General features: G+C 39.5%; 26 protein-coding genes and 1 pseudogene. 13 read left to right on the forward strand and 14 right to left on the reverse strand.

The window, feature by feature from the left end; translation table 11 throughout:
* Positions 1-3: 3 nt before the first annotated feature.
* Together APA_RS00800 and APA_RS00805 are read right to left on the reverse strand one after the other, a co-directional pair.
* A complete protein-coding gene (locus APA_RS00800; RefSeq protein WP_201320426.1) occupies positions 4-633 on the reverse strand; it encodes a retron system putative HNH endonuclease in 630 nt (209 codons plus the stop codon).
* On the reverse strand, positions 630-1949 hold the full coding sequence (locus APA_RS00805; protein ID WP_201320427.1) for an AAA family ATPase: 1320 nt from the start codon (positions 1947-1949) through the stop codon (positions 630-632). The genes APA_RS00800 and APA_RS00805 overlap by 4 nt, the downstream gene beginning before the upstream one ends.
* Positions 1950-2033: 84 nt before the next feature.
* Here APA_RS00805 and APA_RS00810 point away from each other — a divergent pair, with 84 nt between their 5' ends.
* Positions 2034-2474, forward strand: a complete 441-nt coding sequence (locus APA_RS00810) for a Uma2 family endonuclease (protein WP_236579347.1) — start codon at positions 2034-2036, stop codon at positions 2472-2474.
* A gap of 74 nt (positions 2475-2548) precedes the next feature.
* Here the strand turns inward: APA_RS00810 and APA_RS00815 are convergent, their stop codons facing one another.
* Entirely contained in the window at positions 2549-3061 is a 513-nt protein-coding gene (locus tag APA_RS00815) for a dihydrofolate reductase family protein (RefSeq protein WP_201320428.1), read from the reverse strand.
* 311 nt (positions 3062-3372) lie between these two features.
* Between APA_RS00815 and atpD the strand changes: the two genes are divergently transcribed.
* Positions 3373-4806: a F0F1 ATP synthase subunit beta gene (gene atpD / locus APA_RS00820; protein WP_201320429.1), complete on the forward strand. Its 1434-nt coding sequence runs from the start codon at positions 3373-3375 to the stop codon at positions 4804-4806.
* Between the two features lie 3 nt (positions 4807-4809).
* Positions 4810-5214, forward strand: a complete 405-nt coding sequence (gene atpC, locus APA_RS00825; protein ID WP_201320430.1) for an ATP synthase F1 subunit epsilon — start codon at positions 4810-4812, stop codon at positions 5212-5214.
* A 62-nt stretch (positions 5215-5276) separates the two neighbouring features.
* On the opposite strand, the gene APA_RS25630 is transcribed toward atpC, so the two are convergent.
* Together APA_RS25630 and glp are read right to left on the reverse strand one after the other, a co-directional pair.
* Positions 5277-6008 carry an RNA polymerase sigma factor SigF gene (locus APA_RS25630; RefSeq protein WP_374101333.1) on the reverse strand — a complete coding sequence of 244 codons (732 nt, stop codon included), beginning with the start codon at positions 6006-6008 and terminating at the stop codon, positions 5277-5279.
* A gap of 759 nt (positions 6009-6767) precedes the next feature.
* Positions 6768-8021 carry a gephyrin-like molybdotransferase Glp gene (gene glp, locus APA_RS00835; protein ID WP_201320431.1) on the reverse strand — a complete coding sequence of 418 codons (1254 nt, stop codon included), beginning with the start codon at positions 8019-8021 and terminating at the stop codon, positions 6768-6770.
* A 59-nt stretch (positions 8022-8080) separates the two neighbouring features.
* Here glp and trmD point away from each other — a divergent pair, with 59 nt between their 5' ends.
* Positions 8081-8749, forward strand: coding sequence for a tRNA (guanosine(37)-N1)-methyltransferase TrmD (gene trmD, locus APA_RS00840; protein ID WP_201320432.1), 669 nt, complete (start codon positions 8081-8083; stop codon positions 8747-8749).
* Positions 8750-9057: 308 nt separating this feature from the next.
* On the opposite strand, the gene APA_RS00845 is transcribed toward trmD, so the two are convergent.
* Both APA_RS00845 and APA_RS25390 read right to left on the reverse strand, forming a co-directional pair.
* Positions 9058-9315 carry a Txe/YoeB family addiction module toxin gene (locus APA_RS00845; RefSeq protein WP_201320433.1) on the reverse strand — a complete coding sequence of 86 codons (258 nt, stop codon included), beginning with the start codon at positions 9313-9315 and terminating at the stop codon, positions 9058-9060.
* Entirely contained in the window at positions 9299-9562 is a 264-nt protein-coding gene (locus APA_RS25390) for a type II toxin-antitoxin system Phd/YefM family antitoxin (RefSeq protein ID WP_201320434.1), read from the reverse strand. The genes APA_RS00845 and APA_RS25390 overlap by 17 nt, the downstream gene beginning before the upstream one ends.
* 174 nt (positions 9563-9736) lie before the next feature.
* Here APA_RS25390 and APA_RS00855 point away from each other — a divergent pair, with 174 nt between their 5' ends.
* The 5 genes from APA_RS00855 (at position 9737) to APA_RS00875 (ending at position 12639) form a co-directional block, all read left to right on the forward strand.
* Entirely contained in the window at positions 9737-10030 is a 294-nt protein-coding gene (locus APA_RS00855) for a helix-turn-helix domain-containing protein (RefSeq protein WP_201320435.1), read from the forward strand.
* Complete coding sequence (locus APA_RS00860) at positions 10027-10488, forward strand: PIN domain-containing protein (protein WP_201320436.1); 462 nt, start codon at positions 10027-10029, stop codon at positions 10486-10488. The genes APA_RS00855 and APA_RS00860 overlap by 4 nt, the downstream gene beginning before the upstream one ends.
* 11 nt (positions 10489-10499) lie before the next feature.
* Complete coding sequence (locus APA_RS00865; protein ID WP_201320437.1) at positions 10500-10700, forward strand: hypothetical protein; 201 nt, start codon at positions 10500-10502, stop codon at positions 10698-10700.
* A gap of 750 nt (positions 10701-11450) precedes the next feature.
* The gene (locus tag APA_RS00870; RefSeq protein ID WP_201320438.1) at positions 11451-11762 is read left to right on the forward strand and encodes a helix-turn-helix transcriptional regulator; all 312 of its coding nucleotides are present in this window, start codon (positions 11451-11453) and stop codon (positions 11760-11762) included.
* Entirely contained in the window at positions 11740-12639 is a 900-nt protein-coding gene (locus APA_RS00875; protein ID WP_201320439.1) for a reverse transcriptase family protein, read from the forward strand. The genes APA_RS00870 and APA_RS00875 overlap by 23 nt, the downstream gene beginning before the upstream one ends.
* A gap of 136 nt (positions 12640-12775) precedes the next feature.
* On the opposite strand, the gene APA_RS00880 is transcribed toward APA_RS00875, so the two are convergent.
* From APA_RS00880 to APA_RS00905, 6 genes are all read right to left on the reverse strand, one after another.
* The gene (locus tag APA_RS00880; RefSeq protein WP_201320440.1) at positions 12776-13078 is read right to left on the reverse strand and encodes a HigA family addiction module antitoxin; all 303 of its coding nucleotides are present in this window, start codon (positions 13076-13078) and stop codon (positions 12776-12778) included.
* A 45-nt stretch (positions 13079-13123) separates the two neighbouring features.
* Positions 13124-13618: a DUF427 domain-containing protein gene (locus tag APA_RS00885; RefSeq protein WP_201320441.1), complete on the reverse strand. Its 495-nt coding sequence runs from the start codon at positions 13616-13618 to the stop codon at positions 13124-13126.
* A gap of 61 nt (positions 13619-13679) precedes the next feature.
* Positions 13680-15014, reverse strand: coding sequence for a 5-histidylcysteine sulfoxide synthase (ovoA, locus tag APA_RS00890; RefSeq protein ID WP_201320442.1), 1335 nt, complete (start codon positions 15012-15014; stop codon positions 13680-13682).
* 81 nt (positions 15015-15095) lie between these two features.
* Entirely contained in the window at positions 15096-16106 is a 1011-nt protein-coding gene (gene egtD / locus APA_RS00895; RefSeq protein ID WP_201320443.1) for an L-histidine N(alpha)-methyltransferase, read from the reverse strand.
* A 109-nt stretch (positions 16107-16215) separates the two neighbouring features.
* Positions 16216-16689 (reverse strand): TspO/MBR family protein, encoded by a 474-nt coding sequence (locus APA_RS00900; protein ID WP_201320444.1) that lies wholly within the window; start codon positions 16687-16689, stop codon positions 16216-16218.
* A complete protein-coding gene (locus APA_RS00905; protein ID WP_201320445.1) occupies positions 16686-17207 on the reverse strand; it encodes a thiol-disulfide oxidoreductase DCC family protein in 522 nt (173 codons plus the stop codon). The genes APA_RS00900 and APA_RS00905 overlap by 4 nt, the downstream gene beginning before the upstream one ends.
* A gap of 251 nt (positions 17208-17458) precedes the next feature.
* Here APA_RS00905 and APA_RS00910 point away from each other — a divergent pair.
* The 4 genes and pseudogenes from APA_RS00910 to tumE form a co-directional block, all read left to right on the forward strand.
* Positions 17459-17569 (forward strand): annotated as a pseudogene (locus tag APA_RS00910) (XRE family transcriptional regulator); the annotation flags it as partial.
* Between the two features lie 214 nt (positions 17570-17783).
* Positions 17784-17978, forward strand: coding sequence for a type II toxin-antitoxin system ParD family antitoxin (locus APA_RS00915; protein ID WP_236579349.1), 195 nt, complete (start codon positions 17784-17786; stop codon positions 17976-17978).
* A gap of 95 nt (positions 17979-18073) precedes the next feature.
* Positions 18074-18304 carry an antitoxin TumA gene (tumA, locus tag APA_RS00920; protein WP_201320446.1) on the forward strand — a complete coding sequence of 77 codons (231 nt, stop codon included), beginning with the start codon at positions 18074-18076 and terminating at the stop codon, positions 18302-18304.
* A complete protein-coding gene (gene tumE, locus APA_RS00925) occupies positions 18294-18701 on the forward strand; it encodes a toxin TumE (protein WP_201320447.1) in 408 nt (135 codons plus the stop codon). The genes tumA and tumE overlap by 11 nt, the downstream gene beginning before the upstream one ends.
* A 286-nt stretch (positions 18702-18987) precedes the next feature.
* Here the strand turns inward: tumE and APA_RS00930 are convergent, their stop codons facing one another.
* The gene (locus APA_RS00930) at positions 18988-19200 is read right to left on the reverse strand and encodes a M15 family metallopeptidase (RefSeq protein ID WP_236579350.1); all 213 of its coding nucleotides are present in this window, start codon (positions 19198-19200) and stop codon (positions 18988-18990) included.
* Positions 19201-19256 lie beyond the last annotated feature (56 nt).

Genomic DNA, 19256 nt, shown 5'->3' on the forward strand with positions numbered 1-19256 from the left:
TCGCTATAACTTTGATTTCAAGTACCAAATGGCAATCTGGCAATACTCACTGTAGTAAACATTTACATCTTTATCACTCAACTCATTGATAACTTTTTGTCGGATATTTTTAGTCCAAGTTTTATCTGGAAATTTTTTCCGAAGTTGCTCAAGCACAACATCAAGTGCAACTTTTCGATTCTTTTTTAGGAAATCCAGATTTAAGTTTAAAGTCTCATTCAAATCGTGATTGACTGATACATCATCGGAATAAATCTTACCGTCAGGACGATATTTGACTAAGTTTTCACAATTTTTATCACCTTCGATTGGATTGATCGTAATTTCACGATCTCCTTTTCTTGTATCACAATGTTGGTTTTGAGGACGCGCCCCTTGATTCCCCATGCAAGCACCCAGCAAATTTCTGTAGTCGAGTTGTCGAGATTTATATTGGGTTTGTGATTGCCAATGTTCTATCTTCATCTCATCTAAATTGATACGGCTCATACAGTAGCAACAAATATATCCTTGCTCTTTTAGTAAAGATTCTCTGAGTTTATCTTTGTCAGGATAGTTGTCATAGTTAGCATTAGACTGTAATCGATGTTCTACAAGGGATCTAGGCTCTGATTGTTTAATGATCTTTTTCATTTCACCTTAGACTGAAAACTAATCAGTGTATTTGCCTTAACAATCTCCGAGTCATTGTGACCTAGTAAATCAGATAGTTCGTGCAGTAATATTTTGGCTTCTTCGATTTGCCCATCATCAATTTTATATAGGCATTCGGTTAGTTTGTTTTGAATTTCTATAGGTCTTTCAGTGACTCCCATTAATTCTGATAGAATAGAATTACTATCACGCCCAAAGGTATAGGCATCGGCAGGATACACTTGGAAATCTTCAACAATGAATACGTTTTCTTTTTTAACGTTGCTAAGAACCTGAGGTGAGTGAGTTGTAACAATAAACTGACAGTTTGGAAAAGTACTTGTAAGACGTGGAATAATATCACGCTGCCATTGAGGATGCAAATGCAATTCTATTTCATCAATTAGAACAATCCCTTCACCTTCTAATGCATTTTTTGTATGATCTGGATTAGCGATCGCCAATCTTCTCGCAATATCCGCAACCATTACCAGCAAGTTTTTCTCACCATCAGAAAGCTGATTAAGCACTAACTCATGATCTTGTTTTTTAAGGACAATCTGCATACGCGATCGCTTAACTTTGAGATCTGTATAATCAGGTAATATTGATAAAATTGCTTGTCTCACAAAGTTTAATTGATAGTCTTGATAATTCAAATCACCATCTAATTTAAGCTCTTGTTCTAAATCTTCATTGTGTTTAAACCATGCAAAAAATGTGTGGAAATCAATTTTATACTGATTGGTAGCATCTGTATAACAATGAAGTTGAGATGGCTTAGCTCTATTCGGAGACCAAGGATCGCTTCCAGATAAACTATAATGTGTAACTGATCTTTTGGTAGAATAACAAACTACAATCGGAATGCTTCGGTTTGATTTACTATCTACTTGAGCATGAATAAATTTTTTGAAATTTTCTGCATCATCAAATTTGCTAAGTTCAAAATTACGCCTAGGTTCTTCGCTACTTGAAGGATATCCAAAAAAGTATAGTAGTTGAAGATTTCTAGAAAATTGTTGCTTTAAATCTGAAGATGAGACTGTTAACTCATTTATGGTTTCCCGACACTCGTTAGAAATATCAATTTCTGCAAAACTGGGATTCGAGTCATATAAAGAATCTCCTTTGCCATTTCTTTGAACTATAAGAACTTGACGCACTAATTCAAATAACAAGTTATCCAGACAATCAATAATGCTAGATTTACCAGAACCGTTCACGCCTATAAAAACAGCAAGATTTGATGGAAAATCTATGGTGACATCTTTGAAGCCTCTGAAGTTTTGCATCCGCAACTTTTCTATATGCATAGCTGCTTTACACCAATAAGCTCAATTTTCTATTTATTGTAGCGATATCTGAGAAAAATTAGACTAAGTCACCTGAGAACAATCATGAGCGATATTTTTAATGGAGAATTAACTGACAAGGAGAATTTAGGTGCTTTACATGGATATACTTGTAGCCTTCTCGTTATGGCTCTGATGAATTACATCTTACCTAGAGAACTGGGAATTATTCTCGACTCTAGTACAGCTTTCACGATGAAAAATGGTAACAAGCGATCGCCTGATATTTCCTTTGCCTCTAGAGACAAATTAAAAGGCTTGACCGAATTACCTGATGGCTTTTTAGATGGCTCACCCGACTTAGCGATCGAGGTTCTCTCCCCTAACAACACGATCGCTGAAATCGATCAAAAAATTGTGGAATATTTCGAGAATGGCTCAAGATTAGTTTGGGTGATCAATCTAAAATTACGTTATGTCCTAGTCTATCGCTCAGCCCTAGAACCCGATCGCTTACTCAAGCAGTCTGACTCTCTAAGATGGTGAAGATGTGATTTCTGGCTTTACAATGCCGTTGTCTGAACTATTTCAAAAGATATCATTTTGAATAACGAGTGAAGCTAACTATTGGAATAAGTAAGCTGTACTAACCCTGTATCAAAAGTCTGGCAATGCTCCAACTTTAGAGACAAAGTTGGAAGAGGCGGCTGGAACAACACGATACCTTCGCCTAAAATTATGGGATGGATCGACAGAATCAATTTATCGACAAGATTATTTTCTAAACAGGTTTTAGCGATCGCGGCTCCCCCGACTAGCCAAATATCTTTGCCATTTTGTAATTTTAAATTTTTAACAAAGCTAACCAGATCGCCAGCAACAAAATTCACATTTTCATCGTGATCGCGTCGCATAGTCCGTGAAAACACAAAACCTTGCTTGCCAGCATAAGGATATTCCCCAAAGGTTAGAATCTGCTCGTAGGTAATGCGCCCTATCAAAAGGCGATCGATCGACGCGAAAAAATCGGTATAGCCATAGTCTTGATCGGTAAATAGCCAGTCAACCGCTCCAGAAGTACGCGCTAAATAGCCATCTAGACTCGACGCAATATATAAAATCAATTGACCCATAGCAGAAAATCTAAGCCTTTTCAGCACAGCAATTCACATTATGAAGCCAATTTTTGGGTTTGCTGCGCCTTCGGCGCAGCAAACCCAATTTTTATAATGAGAATTGCTGTTTTCAGGAAACCAACGATCTTTAGAGCCCCATTAAATGATATTTTGAGAAGCGGTTAGCTTTATATCTGAGTGTAAAAAAGTTAAACTCATTAGAGTTTGATCTTTATGATGTATTGCATTTTCTTGCATATATCTTCTTGCACGTCATTTCATTGCAAATTTTTTAGATTCTGAGTTAGAGGCTGGAGTAAACAGCAAGCATGGTAACAACCGCAGAGAAAGTATCAGTAGGGAGCATCACTAAGGTCATTGGTCCTGTTGTTGATGCCGAATTCCCCAGTGGCAAAGTCCCCGAAATTTATAACGCCGTTATCGTAACTGGTCGTAACTCCGCAGGCCAAGACATTAATGTCACCTGTGAAGTTCAGCAATTACTAGGTGGAAATCAAATTCGTGCTGTTGCAATGAGTACCACTGACGGCATCGTTAGAGGTATGAGTGTAACCGATACAGGCGCACCGATTTCCGTTCCTGTTGGGCCTAATACATTAGGTCGCATCTTTAACGTATTGGGCGAACCTATCGATGAATTAGGTCCCGTTGTAACCGAAGAAAAATTCCCAATTCACCGTCCATCGCCTGCATTTACCTCTTTAGAAACCAAACCAACCACCTTTGAAACGGGCATTAAGGTAATTGACCTTCTCGCACCCTATCGTCGTGGTGGCAAAATTGGACTATTTGGTGGTGCTGGCGTAGGCAAAACCGTATTAATTCAAGAATTAATCAATAACATCGCTAAAAAGCACTCTGGTGTGTCGGTGTTTGGTGGTGTGGGCGAACGTACCCGCGAAGGTAATGACCTCTACCATGAAATGAAAGAATCGGGCGTACTCCAGTACCTCGCTCTAGTTTACGGTCAAATGAACGAGCCACCTGGAGCGCGTATGCGTGTTGGCTTGACAGCTTTGACCATGGCGGAATATTTCCGTGATGTATCCAAGCAAGACGTATTGTTGTTCATTGACAATATTTTCCGCTTTACTCAAGCTGGTTCGGAAGTATCCGCACTGCTTGGTCGGATGCCATCGGCTGTAGGCTATCAGCCAACACTCGCAACAGATATGGGTGCTTTACAAGAGCGCATTACATCAACCACCGAAGGTTCGATTACCTCCGTTCAAGCTGTTTATGTACCTGCAGATGACTTGACTGACCCCGCTCCTGCAACCACATTTGCTCACCTTGATGCAACCACTGTGTTGTCTCGTGGTTTGGCTTCTAAGGGTATTTATCCTGCGGTTGACCCTCTCGATTCTTCCTCGACGATGTTGCAACCAGGTGTCGTCAGTGACGAACATTACCGCGTTGCTCGTGGTGTACAAGCAATTCTTCAGCGTTACAAAGAACTTCAAGATATCATCGCGATCTTGGGTCTAGATGAACTTTCTGAAGATGACAAATTGGCTGTAGCCCGCGCCCGTAGAATTGAGCGTTTCTTGTCTCAGCCATTCTTCGTTGCTGAAGTATTTACAGGTTCTCCTGGTAAGTATGTCACCCTCGAAGAAAGCATCAGTGGTTTCGATCGCATCCTTAAGGGTGAACTCGATGATCTTCCTGAGCAAGCGTTCTACCTCGTTGGCAACATCGAAGAAGTAATCGAAAAAGCCGAAAAGTTAAAAGCTGGTAAGTAGATCATGACCCTAACTGTAAAAGTAATTGCCCCAGATCAAACGATTCTGGATACTGTCGCAGAGGAAGTGATTTTACCTAGTTCTTCAGGGCAATTGGGTATTTTGACTGGTCACGCCCCTCTGATTTCGGCGCTGGAAACTGGCGTGTTACGTTTTCGTAAGGATAAGGCTTGGGCTGCGATTGCTCTTACGGGTGGTTTTGCTGAAGTTGAAGAAAACGAAGTAACCGTTTTGGTTCGTAGTGGCGAATTAGGCAGCACGATCAATGCTGAAGAAGCGCGGAAGAAACTTGCAGATGCTGAGCAAGCTTTGGCTGGTATTAAGGCTGAAGATAAGCAAGGCAAAATTCGAGCTGAGCAAAGTCTAAGTCTTGCTCGCGCTAGAGTGCAAGCAACTACTCCTATCTAAATAAGGTTTTCGCTTTGCGAAAACCTTATAAAAAAAGCACTCACCAAAGGTGAGTGCTTTTTTTATTCGATGGGTGTAGCCAAAATCTTTTTGAGGGCGATTAAGCCTTTTTTGAGTTGTCGCGAAACGGTGACAGCGCTAATTCCTAGAGTTTCGGCAACCTCACGGTGAGTAAATTCTTTGAGGAATACAAACTCGACAACCTCACGGGTGCGATCTTCTAATAGATCGAGAGCTTGCTGGAGCCGAAGATTATCTTCTTGGGCAAGTTGAAAACTTTGATATTTCTGATCGGTAACCAGATCACCGATGGATGTCGAATTATCTTCGCTCTGATTGATCGGCGTATCAAGACTGATTGGCGATCGGTTTTGACAAGCAAGTTTAATGTCATACCATTCACTCACAGTAATACCTAGCTCGTTAGCCACTTCTTGGCTTGATGGCTCCCGTCCAGTTTCAGTACGCTTATTGCGGATGATTTTACAGCCTTGGTTATAGGTCGTCAGCCAAGCGCGAGGCATTCTCACCGTCGGGCTTTTATCGCGGAGATAATGTTGGATTTCGCCCTTGATATATGGCACGGCAAAGGAGCTAAAGGCATTACCTTTGCTAACATCAAATCGCTCGATCGCATTAATTAGCCCAATCGATCCAACCTGCATTAAGTCTTCAAAGCTTTCTTGGCATTGATTTTTCCAATGATAAGCCTCGCGGCGAACCAATCCAATATTCAAGTTTGCAAGTTTGTTTCGCAGCTTGATTGATGGATTAGCCCGATAGGCTTGCAAAATTTCTAGAGTTTCTTGTTTGCGCGTAATCGTAGTTTGCGGATCAGATTCTTCGGCTTCTTGAGGCTCATTCCGATTGTCGAGATACTGTCTTTGCAAAAAATTCTCTAGATGCTGATGAATATGCGATCGAGCAAATTCAGAGAAATTTGGATTTTCCTCAGGATTAAATTGAATTAATGCTTTTTTTAATCCTTGTTTACCAACTTCGAGTAATTCGCGATCGCTCGATCTGCGTTCCCCAACTCTGTGATTAGATACTCGGCGTTCATTTCTGTCTGAGCGATCGCTGGAACGGCGCTCGCCAATACTTTTTTTGTTGATTAATGAGGTTGGTAAAGAAGCGATTATTTCACGGATCAAACCCATATGAATTTCAATTAGCTGCCGTTGCAAAGGCTCAGAGGGTGCAATTCTATATCCCCTCAAAAGTGTAACGATGTTTTCATTAGTTAAATTATTTTTATCTAATGGCATAAGACGAACATCCTCAATGATGCAAGCAGCCAGAAAATATGCCCAATACATTAGAGGAGAACTTTGCATACATGTGCTTGTCTCGATAGTTGTCAATGACACACAAATTCGTTATGTTGTCTTTTGCCGATGTCCTTAGATTATACAGTTACAGCGCTTTACGCTCAAACCCGAATCAATAATTTTTTAAAAGTGTTGCTTCGCAACACTTTTAAAAAATTATTGTGGTTCGTTTAATCGAAAACTGCTGTAACAAGGATCTACTGCCATGAGGGGAAATCATGATTAGATTAGCATAATAATCGCTTCATCTCCTGCAGGTACATAGGTTTGATTTATACGCATTACCGCTAGAGCATTTGTACCGATCGCACTAATTAGATTCCCAGAACTATAATTCTTCACAGGTTGAAAAATGGGGCTTCCTTTTTGATAAGTTAAGGTTCCCCAGAGATAGGTTTCGCGCCGTCCCTGTGAGTGTAAATCCTCGATTGCGATCGCTTTGATAAGTTGTGGATACCAGTAGGTTTCATTGGCTCCATTTAATTTAGCGATCGCACCACGAATGAATCTCCAAAAGCTCATCATTGCTGAAACAGGATTCCCAGGAACTCCGAAGTAAAGAAGGTTATCCTCACTTCTATTCACATTAATGAAAGGTGCAAGAGATGCGACAGTTAAAGGTTTTCCTGGCTTAATCGCTACTGATCGCACATGAATATCAGCACCCATTTTTTCGAGTATTTCTTCAACATAGTCATAATCACCGACGGAAACGCCACCTGTGGAAATGACAATATCTGCTGAGGTGATCGCCTGTTGCATGACAGATTCTAATTCGGCTTGATGATCGCGCACTGTGCCGAATGGAATGGCGATCGCGCCCGATTGTTCTATCAATGTTGATAATGCATATAGATTTGAATCAATAATCTGTCCTAACTGGATCGGCTGGGAACTATCAAGGCTGACTAATTCATTGCCTGTAGAAATAATGGCTATTTTCGGTTGACGATAAACTTTGACTGTTTGACATCTTGCTGAAGCTAAAGCGCCAATTTCTGTCGCACCTAATTTTGTGCCTGCCTTGATTAGAGTTGCGCCAGCCTGAATAAATTCACCTTTACGGCGCACATATTCGCCTTGAGTAGGTTTGACTTTTAGATACAAAAAATCATCGATGCGTTCTGTGTCTTCTTGCATGACGATCGTATCTGCGCTGATAGGCAACATGCCGCCTGTAAAAATCCTGACACATTCGCCTTGATTTAAAGATTGGGCGATTGCTACGCCTGCGGGAATTTCATCTGAGGCGATCGCTAGTTTTAATTCCTGTAAATTTTCTACATCGGCATAGCGCAAAGCATAGCCATCCATCGCCGAATTGTCCCAATGGGGAAAGTCGAGTTCGCTCGTGATATCTTCGGCAAGAATTCGATTTAACACTTTCGACAATGGCAAAATTTCACTATCGACTTGAGGATCAAAAGGTTTGACGAGATCTAAAATTATTTTTTCAGTTTCAGCGACAGACAGCATAGCGATTTTAAAAGGTAGAGGGCAGCGCTACGCGCTGCCCTCTACTATAGAATTTATTTATGCGTATAGATATTGTCACCCTGTTTCCTGAATTTTTCACCTCGCCATTGCAGACAAGTTTGCTCGGTAAGGCGATCGCCAATCAAATTGCTGAGGTATATCTCACCAATCCCAGAGATTTCACCACCGATAAACACCATCGCGTTGATGATGAACCCTATGGCGGTGGTGTTGGCATGTTGATGAAGCCCGATCCAATTTTTGCGGCGGTCGAGTCATTACCAATTTTACCCAAGCGGGAAATTATTTACTTGACTCCTCAGGGTGAACCGATGAAGCAAGATCTATTTAAGGAGTTAGTAACTTACGATCAGCTAGTTCTCATTTGTGGCAGTTATGAGGGCGTTGATGAGCGAGTATGCGATCATTTAGTGACTCGTGAGGTTTCGCTCGGTGATTTTGTACTTACCTGTGGTGAAATTCCTGCTCTGGCGTTGATTAATGGAGTCGTGCGGTTACGCCCTGGGACAGTGGGAAAAGAAGATTCGCTTAAGTTTGAAAGTTTTGAAGATGGATTATTAGATTATCCACAATATACAAGACCATCCGTTTTTCGTGGTTGGGAAGTTCCCGAAGTTTTGCGATCGGGCAATCATAAGTTGATTGCGGAATGGAGAAAGGAGCAGCAAATCCTTCGTACTAAACAACGTCGTCCAGATCTGTTATAGCATTTTGGCAGTAAAGCAAATGCTTAATACTACCACGAAATCACCTTAGCGCTCGCTATTTCTCTATCTAAAATCAAAACAGGCGATAGCTTTGCTATCCATTATGCTGTTTGTCAACTCTCAAAACTTGTTCAGCTGTTGTATTGGTCGTTCGGTTGTAATTGCCGTAGGTCAACTTAGCCAAATTAAGATCTTCTTTCTAGTATTTTCGCCTAATCGTTAAAGCGATCGCCCCTAATCTCAATCACAAAGCGAGCGCCTAAAATATCCATACTTTCACTACACAAGCGATCGTCCCTAATCTCTAGTTATTCGTAGTGTGACCATACAGAAACAACTCTAATCGTTTTAGTTTCCTCATCGACTGAATAAACCAAACGGTGTTTGATATTGATTCGTCTTGAACAATAGCCTTTTAAGTTGCCTGACAATTTCTCATAGGGAGGTTCATAAGGATTTTTCTTGAGAATTTCTAGTAAAGATTTGAGATTAGATTCCAAATTGGCGGACTTCAACTTTTGGGCATCTTTAATCACATTACGACTAAATTCAATCTTCCAGTCCATTCAAGGCTCCTAAAAATTCATCTTCAGAAACCCAATCATTCGCTTGTTCGGCGGCTTTAATTGACTCAACTAGGTTAGGAATAGACTGTAGATAGAGGGTTTCCTGTATGCTTTCCCAATCAGATTTAGAGAGCAGTACCGCGTCACCTTGCCGACTAGTAATAAATCTTGGTAGATGATCTTTGTTAACTTGCTCGACTAAGCTGAAAAATTTAGCTCGCGCTTCACTCGCGTTAAGAATTTTCATTGAGAGACCCAAACTCGTACGATTAATTGTACTACTTTTTGTTGAAGCGATCGCCTCAATCATCAATGCGTCCACCCCACAAGCGATCGCCTCATTTATCATTTAAACGGCACTATCATAAATATGCCAAATAAGGTATATTAGGTGTGACTCAATAAGTCGAAAAATAAACAAATGAGCCAAAATCAAGTTTCTGAAGTTATTCAAGGTGGCGCGAATGTATTTGCAGATTTGGGCTTTGCACCTGAAGAAGCTCTCAATCTCAAAATTCGGGCTGATTTGATGTTGAATATTAAGCGGTTTATTCAGTCTCAAGGATGGACTCAAAAGCAAGCTGCCTTATTTTTTGGTGAAACTCAACCTCGGATTAGCGATTTAATGAATGGTGATATTGATAGGTTTAGTATTGATAAGTTGGTGATGATGTTGGCTCATGCGGGTATGAATGTGAGAGTTGAGGTGTTATGAATAAATCGCCATCTGTTTATCTGGATGCTTGCTGTTTCTGTCGGCTTTTGGATGATCCTTCGCAATATCGAGTTCGATTAGAGACTGAAGCAGTTGTAACGATTCTAGAATGTTGCGATCGCGGGGAGATGTCTTTGATTAGTAGTGATGCACTAGAATTCGAGTTACAGAGGGTTCCTAATGTTAAGGGACGTGAACAAGTTTTTGCTTTTTTGAGTGCGGCAAAAATTTTTGTTGAGACAACCGACAATATTGAAGCTAGGGCAGAGAGTTTTTGTAAACTAGGTTTTACACTTTATGATGCTTTACATTTAGCGTTTGCCGAGGCTTCAGATGCAACAGTTTTTCTGACGACAGACGATCGTCTACTCAGGAAAGCAATAAGCTATCCTGATGATATTAAGGTTAAAGTTTTTAATCCAGTAACTTGGTTAATGGAAAATCAAGAGTTAATTTAGGAGGATTAGTGATGAAAGTTAGTGAAATTTCTAGACGTGGCTACAAAGCTTTGATTCAAGAGTTGGGCTATGCTGGCGCTGCAAGATTTTTGTTAAGGTTTGAGTCTGGTTCTGGCGACTATACGAAAGAGCGTCATCAGGAATTAGAACAGTTGACAATGGATGATTTTCGAGCTTTTGTGCAGAAGAAAAGAGAGAAGAAAAATAATTAAAAATCGCCCCTAACCTCATCACAAAGAGATCGCCTAAAACTTCATACTTCCATCACACAAGAGATCGCCCCCAATTTAACCAACAACATCAAAACAGAGATCGCCACATCAGTATATAAACACCTAGGGAGCGAACTTTGTTGTTTTGAAACACTGAAAATAAAGTTCGCTGCCAGAGAACTAAATTAGCAAAACTGTGTTATATTAAAATAGTCGGGTTAAAAGAAAGAAGTGCCACTCACTAGATTGCTTTGGTAATCTGAGGAAAATGTAATCTCATTTTCTGCTGTGTTCCTTGATTAACGTAAAAGTAGTGTTATTTTATGCACCTACAACTTGTTATTACAAAGCACATTGGCGCATCCTGGCACTGGATGCGCTGTGTATAGGAAGGGTTAAAACGGATGTTCTCTAGGTTTATAGGCACGCTCAAGAGATTGAGTAAAAATAAACCTCATAAAGGAGAACTTTCCCATGAAAATTTCCAACAAGAAATCTTCCAAATCCGACAAGCATCCGAATAAGTCTAAAAAGCTTAAGTCAAGAAAAACTAGAAAATACCAGTGGCTGGAGAAGCTATGCAAACCAGAGACACTGCGTTTACTATTTAAACTTGGTAGTCAAATCTATAGCGCTTACAAGCTATTGAAAGGTCTACTAGAAAAATTCATTGAATTCTTCTCTTAATTTTTACAAGATTATTACCCTTCTATACAACTTCTATAAACCTCTAATCCAAGGAAGCTAGATATGTTACATAAAGCTCTAAGATTGATGAGAATATTTTATGATTTATCACAAAAAGATCTTGCGGAAAAACTAGGTATATCTAAATCTTATTTATCAGAAATTGAATCTGGCAAAAAACAGCCAACGCTTGATTTGCTGAATCGATACTCAAGTATTTTTGATATTCCTTTATCATCAATTCTATTTTTCTCGGAGAATCTAGAATCTGACGTTAAGGCGGATAAGTTTAAGAATTTTATATCTTCTAAAGTTATTGCTATTCTTAACTTTATTGCTGAAAGATCAGCTTATGATGCCACAGTCAAAGAATAAGTATTCTAGATACGATCTAGATCAGTCCCCATTTTTTCGCTTAACATCTCAAGCTAAACTTGCCAAAGTCTTATGGATTAGTAAGCGTAAGCTTGAGATTCTTATAGATTCAGAGAACTTATATACAGAAGATGTATTTATAAAATCTGGTAAAAGTAGGTTGTTGGCAAAGCCAAGATATGACTTAAAAAAGGTTCAAAAACAAATTGAGGATATCCTCAAGAGAATAAAATGTCCTGATTACTTACATAGCCCTAAAAAAGATTGCTCCTATATTAGCAATGCAAAGGTTCATATAAATGCGAATGTAGTTGTAACTCTTGATATAGAAAAATATTTTTCTTCTACTCCATCAAGGCGAGTTTATTGGTTTTTCCATAAGAAAATGCAATGCTCTCCAGATGTTGCTAGTATTTTAACGAAATTATTGACTTTTAAAGATCATTTACCTACGGGTAGTCCTTCCAGTCCTTTAATTGCATATTTTGCGTATATAGATATGTGGGATGAAATTAATGAAATTGTTGAAAATGCAAATTGCAAGTTAAGTCTTTACATAGATGATGTGACCATCTCAGGACAGAACATTTCAGGAAAACTAATTTGGGAAGTCAAAAAGAAGATTTATAGTAACGGCTTATCTGTCAATAAATCTAAGGAGAAGCGTTACTCTGGCAAACAATCTCGTCAAGTAACTGGAGTTATACTAACTCCACAAGGTGAAATGAAGATACCTAATCGACAACACTTAAAAATGTATAAAGTTCGTAAACTACTCAAAAAGACTAACGATCCAGAAACTAAAGATAATTTAACTCAAAAATTAAATGGATTGGAATCACAAGCTAAACAAATCATGTCATCATCAAAGACATAACAGATGAGATCGCTTTTAAATTCTCTTTGATTGACTAGCAACTGGCGATCTCAACTTAACCAATGATTTTTGCAACACACTCGGCTTAACACTCAACCAAACTTGATTGCGATCTTATTACTGAGATGATTATCTTCTAATGTACTGCTGCAATCGGGACTATTTGACGTAATACATCACCTAAATTTCTTTTTGCTTCCATCAACTCATAGGCATAATGCAACCGCAAAAAATAACCATCTGACAACCCAAAATATCGACATAACCGCAAATCCACATCCGCAGTCATCGGAGCCTTACCTTGAATAATTTGCTGAATACTCAAACATGGTAAACGCAAATTATCAGCCAAACTATTTGCATTAATATCTAATTCTTCTAAAAACTCATATTGCAAGATTTCACCCACATGAGGATTACGCAGTAAAGTATCTTCCATTGCTTTTGCTCCTAATGATAATCAACAATCTCAACATCATCATAATCACCAGCCCCAAGTACCTACTTCGCCTTTAAATGGCCCCACAATATCAGAAGTAATCCAGCCGCCGTAAAAGTCACCATCTTGCGGCGTGATTAGCTCATCATTGACATAGCAAGCATCCATAAGACTGCCATAGAAACTAATCGAGTTTTGGATATCCACGAAATTAGGAGTAGGTAAAGTATATCGCCAGCCCGCATTTTGGATATATTTATCTGCGATCGCAATATCATAATATTGGCTGATTCCCTTCCATTCACACATCGTTCGCCGCGAAGTTTCAACCAAATACTCCATTTTGATATCTTCTATAGGAATGTAATAACAAGGCGGATGACTTGTTTCTAAAACCCGTTTAGCGCGATCGGTTTCTGCCAAAACAATATCATTGCAAATGATGCGGATATGCTTAGTTGTATCCTCTAAGATTGCAGGACGGGGATAGTCCCAGACAGACTCTTGACCTGCTTGTGGTTCAAATCGATTTGGATGCATGGAAATTAATTATCTCTTAAATATATTCTAATCATTCGTAGGGGCAATTCATGAATTGCCCCTACGAATGGGCTATTCTAAAACCTGCATGTTGATAGAAGTTGGGACGGAACCAGTTACGATAATACTTCTCAGCTTCGGTTCCACTTGTAATCCAAGAGCCGCCTGCCATCATATTGTGTTTAGTATCAAAATATGAAGCAGAATAGCTCTCATATAGATAATGGGGTTGATATCCTGTGAGCGGCGTTAAATGATCGCTCAGCCATTCCCAAACATTACCGCGCAGGTCACATAGCCCTGAAGGACTTTTGGCTTCTAAAGAACCAACAGGACTAGGGGAAGCAAATTTTAAATTGAGATTGAAGCCTGAATTTATTTCCTCATTTGTTTCCTCTATGGGCTGCCGTAAATTTGATACTCCGTAAGTTGCCAGATGCCATTCTGCCTCACTCATCAGACGAGTATCATTTCCTTTCCATTGGCAATAGGCGATCGCTTCATAGTGATTGACCTCGACAGGAAAATCAAAGGGCATCGCGATTTCATCAAACATAGCGCGATATTTATAGCTGTCACCTTGCTGAATCCAGAATTTAGGGTGCTTGATCTTATGCTCAACTTTCCAAGCCCATGACTGTTCGTGCCAATATTGTTGATTTTCGTAGCCGTCATCTTTGACAAAATCTAAAAATTCGGCATTTGTAATCAGATATTTACTCGCTTGAAAAGTCTCTACAGTGACAAGGCGATCGCCATACTCAATATCCCAACCATAGATATTTGAATCTTGAGGTTTGCCTAGTCGTACTTCACCGCCCTTGATCTCAATCATCTCATTTGCGGATGTATAGCCATTAGCAGGAGCATATTGCCAACTGTCGGGACGTTGGAGTTTATCAACTGGCAATTGGCGAATTAACATCGATGAGGTTTCGATGTGGATATATTGATGCTCGATCGCCATCATTAAGCCCCAAAGTGGATGCTCTTGATTGATCGGCAGCGAGATCGCCATATTGTGAATAAATTCGCTAATCCTGTCATACACTTGCTGGCGATATTCCCAAACTGCGGTAACTTCCGCTTGTCGAAGACTAGCAAAAATACCTGATATATCATCGGGCTTTTCGGGATCGACTCCGATTTCAAAAAGAATCTCAAACTCTGGATTGATTCGCGCCGTAATTAACCCGACTCTGACTAATTTATTGATATAAAAGACTGCCGAATGACCTAGATAAAAAATCAATAAATTTCGGAGGCGATCGGGATTTGTATAAAAAGTTTCAGGAACAACTAAACTTTTCATCAAGCTATCTTCGATTTGCCAAGCTCGCTGAAAATAAGCAAGGATTTCTAAGCGATCGCAACGGTGCAGATTTGGTGGTTGCATAGATTGAGCGTTTATGATGTTGAGTTTATAAAACTATAGGGACAATTTATGAATTGTCCCTGAGCTTTTGGGCAGAAATTCTTAAACTTGACACAAAACTAATCCAAACATTTTTTGAGGATCTGTCCAGATTTTGACTGTTTCTAAACCCTGCGATTGCAGTTGGGCTTGTACTGCTTCTAGACCAAACTTGCGCGAAATTTCGGTGAGGATGCTCTCGCCTGCTTGAAACTGGATTTTGAGATCGAGAATATCTAGAGAAACTTGATGAGGCGATCGCGCATGTAAATACATTTCAATTTGATGATCGATCTCGTTGTAAATTGCTTGATGTCTAAATAAATCAAGATCGAAATTGCCTTGAAATCGCCAGTTCAAATGGGCAAGCATATTCAAATTAAAGGCAGCCGTTACTTCTTGGCTATCGTTATAAGCGGCTTCTAAGACTTCTTTGGGTTTCTGCAAATCAATCCCTAACAGGAAATAATCACCTTTGGTTAAAGCATGGGAAACCTTACTTAAAAAATCATTAGATTCTGATTCTGTGAAGTTACCAATCGAGCTGCCTAAAAAGAAAATCATGCGCGATCGCCCATGATTTTTGCCTAGATAAAGTAACGCTTCTTCGTATGTACCTAACAAGCCTTCAAGACAGAGATCAGGATATTTTTCTTGTAAATGTAAGACCGTAGTTTTGAGGATGCCACCACTCACATCGATAGGAATATAACTGAAAGCATCAGGTACGGCTTCAGTTAATGAGTTAGCAGCTTTTTGATAAGCACTTAATAAATAATGTGTCTTTGTAGAGCTGCCACTACCTAATTCTACCAATTCACAAGAGCCTGTGATTGCCGCTATTTCATCAGCATATTCATTCAATATCCATGCTTCGGTACGGGTAGGATAATATTCAGGAAGATCGCAAATTTTCTCAAATAGTTCTGAGCCTCGATCATCATAAAAATATTTTGGTGGCAAACTCTTTTGAGATTTCGTTAATCCTTGAATAACATCATCACCATCTTTCTCAAAAGTTTGATTTATAGATGAATTGTGTTGATGGAGGATTTTTAAATGCTTGACTGTCATGCTCGAATTTTTCCTGTTTATGTATATACGATAAATTATATTTTTTGGATGAATGTCAATAATCGTAGGGGCAAGTCATGACTTGCCCCTACGATTATTGATGTTTAATCTAAATTTCAGGTGGATTGAGCCTTGCCATTACCCATGTTACATATGTACCAACAGGACTCCAGAGTATATATGGCACTAATAGCCATCCAGCCAAGCTGGAAACTTGCCAAACTTGAGTTGTTAAAACTAACCCTAATATAAAACCGATCGCTCCTGTAATCGCCCCTGCCCTAACATTTCGTAAACGGGTCATGACTGGGGTATAAGCTAAAATCGCGATTTCGACAATGCCGTAGCCTGCCATGAGCAACCATGTGTTCAATGTGGCAGGTTGAGTTTGCCAGAGAAATGCAGCAGAGGTGATTCCGCAAATAAAGATGAATATCCAGATAAAAGGGATAGCTTTTTCAAAAGTCAACCATCGGGGGCGGCGCAATTGCATAAACCATTTGTAGTCAGCAGGAACAAGTTTGTTAAGAGCAAAGCCCAGAACAAATGAGATTGCAGCGATCGCTAGCCAAGCAATAATCATAATTTTTTTCGATCTTCGATCGCGCAACCATCGGCGCAACGACCTTGGTTATTATTTTGATTATTTTCGCGTTCTTTTTTGTGTTGCCGACGTTTTGCCACGATCGCTTTAAGATTTCCTCGACCAGTAAGGAGGAGGCGATAGTCTGCCCAAATTCCATAGAGTGCGTCGGCGATGTGCCCTACAAGCGGTATTTTGGTGATCGCATAGATCCAGCCGATGCCAAGGATGTCGTAGGTTTGGCGGAATACTTCGACATTTTGGACGATCTCGCCATCGGGTAGCAATGCGTGAATCCGCCCCATTGCTGTCTCAAAATCTATCCCAGCATTGTCGGCGGGTTCATAGTCATCGGCGGCAATATCCACAAAATTAATTAAACCGAGATCGCCATCTTTGCTTTTTAAAAAGTTGACTTCACGCACACATAGAGGACATGCACCATCATAGAGCAGCTTAATTTTCCATGATTGGGCGTTGGCTAAATGAGGGTTAGCGTTTGTATGCGGAGATAGCATTTTGTTGGGCTTGTTTTTGGTTTAGCCCTATTTTATCGCGATCGTATCTGATTGTCCTTTGCTTAAATTTTATAGATATGGTTATTCAAGATGCGATCGCTCTTTTTGAGGGAGTTGAAGTTAATGATATAGATTAGCGATCGCAATACCAGTTGATCGCTAGCAAGATATTGATTTGATTGAAGTATGGCTAAAACGAGCTAAAGAACACTACTCTGAGCATTACAACAAGAAGTAAATGGAGTTATAAAATGCCTGAAGAAATTAAGGTACAAAGTAGTAGTGGCAATGTTTTTGCAGATTTAGGATTAGAGAACTCTGATGAGTTACTGGTTAAAGCAGAACTTGCTTATAAAATCAGCAGGTCAAGATGTGGAAATTGTAGTGAAAGATAAGCCTAAATCGCGTTCTCAGGCACGTACTCAGGTCGCGACCAGATAAAGCGATCGCTTTATTAGGCTTATTGGAAGTAGTGGTATAGATTCGCGATCGCTATATCATGCGATTGTTTAAGTGTCTCTATTCTTACAGCCTTTGCTATAATTACTGATGATTACATGACTTAGGATGCAAATCATGAGTATTGCCTTAAAAATTGAGCAAGAGCAGTTTATTCAAAAGAAGCTCAATAGTGGTAAGTATGGATCTGCTGATGAGGTGATTTTTGAGGCGTTTCGGTTGCTTGAGGAAAGAGATAAGCATTACGAGCAATGGTTGCGAGATACTCGCCAAAAGGTGGCTGATGGTCTAAGCTCAACTAGATCGGGGTGAAGGGCTGGATGGTGAAAGTGTGATGGCGAGATTGAAAGAACGAGTTCGTATGTAGAAGCTTCTCAAACACATAAAGAATAAATTCGGGTATTGTCATGCGTAAACAGATTACTGAATATACATCGCCTCTAGATGCTTTAGTAGCTTTAGCTAAGCAATTATACAGTTATGAGATTAAATATCAAACTGACTCAGCCGACTTTTTTGTGCAGTATCAGCAAGGCAAAACGGGTGATGATGAAGATACTTTTGATTGGGCGAGTAATTACCGTCATTATCTAGCTTTACGACAAGAATTAGAGAGTAAATTAAGAAATGTCGCGTAATAGTTTTAGGGATTATTGCGATCGCATAGATCAGCTTTTAGAAGTCTATCCTAATGTCTATGTAGAGAATTACAACGCTACAATTCTATCTAGTGAGCGGGCTAATCTCAAACTGAGATTACGTTTTTATTTCAAATATTTACTTTCTATCAGTGAGGCTTTGGTTGTTGTAGACGATCAAATTAAGGCGATTGATTATCGCTATCATTTTCAAGATGGACAGAACAATCTAATTTTTCGCTATGACAATACGCCCCATTTTCCTAGTTTGTCGAGTTTCCCTCACCATAAGCATCTTCCCGATCGTGTAATTTCTTGTGATCAGCCAAATATAGCTATGGTCATTCAAGATGCGATCTCTTTTCTTGAAGAAGTTGAAAGTAGTGATATAAATTAGCGATCAACATATCAGACGATTATTTAACTACATCTGCTTTTAAAGCTTTATACTCCGACAACTGAGTCTAGGCAGAATTGTCTAACTTAACACTTTTGAAAAAATTATTTTTCTCTAAATTGGGCACTGGTCAGCTAAATCGTGATCGACGTATTTGCGTCTTTTTTATCGGCATGAAATGGACGTTTCAGAACCCATCCCACATTATCTGACCAGTGCCAAACTTAACATATCAAAATTTTGACAAGAAATTAATTGTTTGTTTGTATGCTCTTATACAAATAGTTCAAGTCTTTTGTTTTGGTAATGTTTCATTGTTGTCTAAGAAGAAGTAACCAAAAATATATGTATAAATCGCAAGTTTCTTATTACTAATCCATGTCCAAAGTTGATCGCCACGCGAAAAATGCCACCATTCATTAGTATCTCTTTGCAATCTGCCATAGGTCATCACTTGGTTTAATAATTTGTGATCGCTATGAACTCCTAGCTTTGGCAAAAGAATATGTCACGGGGCGATCGGATCTTAGAATTTTGGGGATCGTAATTTCATCC

The sequence above is a fragment of the Pseudanabaena sp. lw0831 genome (assembly GCF_016584665.1).
GTDB lineage: Bacteria > Cyanobacteriota > Cyanobacteriia > Pseudanabaenales > Pseudanabaenaceae > Pseudanabaena.

Excerpts from the sequence above, each read along its gene's own strand:
- atpC (WP_201320430.1), top strand. The coding sequence starts at position 4,810 with ATGACCCTAACTGTAAAAGTAATTGCCCCAGATCAAACGATTCTGGAT.
- APA_RS00845 (WP_201320433.1), bottom strand. The coding sequence starts at position 9,315 with ATGGACTGGAAGATTGAATTTAGTCGTAATGTGATTAAAGATGCCCAA.
- APA_RS00905 (WP_201320445.1), bottom strand. The coding sequence starts at position 17,207 with ATGCTATCTCCGCATACAAACGCTAACCCTCATTTAGCCAACGCCCAA.
- APA_RS00800 (WP_201320426.1), bottom strand. The coding sequence starts at position 633 with ATGAAAAAGATCATTAAACAATCAGAGCCTAGATCCCTTGTAGAACAT.
- ovoA (WP_201320442.1), bottom strand. The coding sequence starts at position 15,014 with ATGCAACCACCAAATCTGCACCGTTGCGATCGCTTAGAAATCCTTGCT.
- tumE (WP_201320447.1), top strand. The coding sequence starts at position 18,294 with ATGTCGCGTAATAGTTTTAGGGATTATTGCGATCGCATAGATCAGCTT.
- APA_RS00900 (WP_201320444.1), bottom strand. The coding sequence starts at position 16,689 with ATGATTATTGCTTGGCTAGCGATCGCTGCAATCTCATTTGTTCTGGGC.
- APA_RS00865 (WP_201320437.1), top strand. The coding sequence starts at position 10,500 with ATGAAAGTTAGTGAAATTTCTAGACGTGGCTACAAAGCTTTGATTCAA.
- tumA (WP_201320446.1), top strand. The coding sequence starts at position 18,074 with ATGCGTAAACAGATTACTGAATATACATCGCCTCTAGATGCTTTAGTA.
- APA_RS00860 (WP_201320436.1), top strand. The coding sequence starts at position 10,027 with ATGAATAAATCGCCATCTGTTTATCTGGATGCTTGCTGTTTCTGTCGG.
- atpD (WP_201320429.1), top strand. The coding sequence starts at position 3,373 with ATGGTAACAACCGCAGAGAAAGTATCAGTAGGGAGCATCACTAAGGTC.
- APA_RS00805 (WP_201320427.1), bottom strand. The coding sequence starts at position 1,949 with ATGCATATAGAAAAGTTGCGGATGCAAAACTTCAGAGGCTTCAAAGAT.
- glp (WP_201320431.1), bottom strand. The coding sequence starts at position 8,021 with ATGCTGTCTGTCGCTGAAACTGAAAAAATAATTTTAGATCTCGTCAAA.
- APA_RS00875 (WP_201320439.1), top strand. The coding sequence starts at position 11,740 with ATGATGCCACAGTCAAAGAATAAGTATTCTAGATACGATCTAGATCAG.
- APA_RS00815 (WP_201320428.1), bottom strand. The coding sequence starts at position 3,061 with ATGGGTCAATTGATTTTATATATTGCGTCGAGTCTAGATGGCTATTTA.
- APA_RS00870 (WP_201320438.1), top strand. The coding sequence starts at position 11,451 with ATGTTACATAAAGCTCTAAGATTGATGAGAATATTTTATGATTTATCA.
- APA_RS00885 (WP_201320441.1), bottom strand. The coding sequence starts at position 13,618 with ATGCATCCAAATCGATTTGAACCACAAGCAGGTCAAGAGTCTGTCTGG.
- trmD (WP_201320432.1), top strand. The coding sequence starts at position 8,081 with ATGCGTATAGATATTGTCACCCTGTTTCCTGAATTTTTCACCTCGCCA.
- egtD (WP_201320443.1), bottom strand. The coding sequence starts at position 16,106 with ATGACAGTCAAGCATTTAAAAATCCTCCATCAACACAATTCATCTATA.
- APA_RS00855 (WP_201320435.1), top strand. The coding sequence starts at position 9,737 with ATGAGCCAAAATCAAGTTTCTGAAGTTATTCAAGGTGGCGCGAATGTA.
- APA_RS00880 (WP_201320440.1), bottom strand. The coding sequence starts at position 13,078 with ATGGAAGATACTTTACTGCGTAATCCTCATGTGGGTGAAATCTTGCAA.
- APA_RS00915 (WP_236579349.1), top strand. The coding sequence starts at position 17,784 with ATGAGTATTGCCTTAAAAATTGAGCAAGAGCAGTTTATTCAAAAGAAG.
- APA_RS00810 (WP_236579347.1), top strand. The coding sequence starts at position 2,034 with ATGAGCGATATTTTTAATGGAGAATTAACTGACAAGGAGAATTTAGGT.
- APA_RS25390 (WP_201320434.1), bottom strand. The coding sequence starts at position 9,562 with ATGAAAATTCTTAACGCGAGTGAAGCGCGAGCTAAATTTTTCAGCTTA.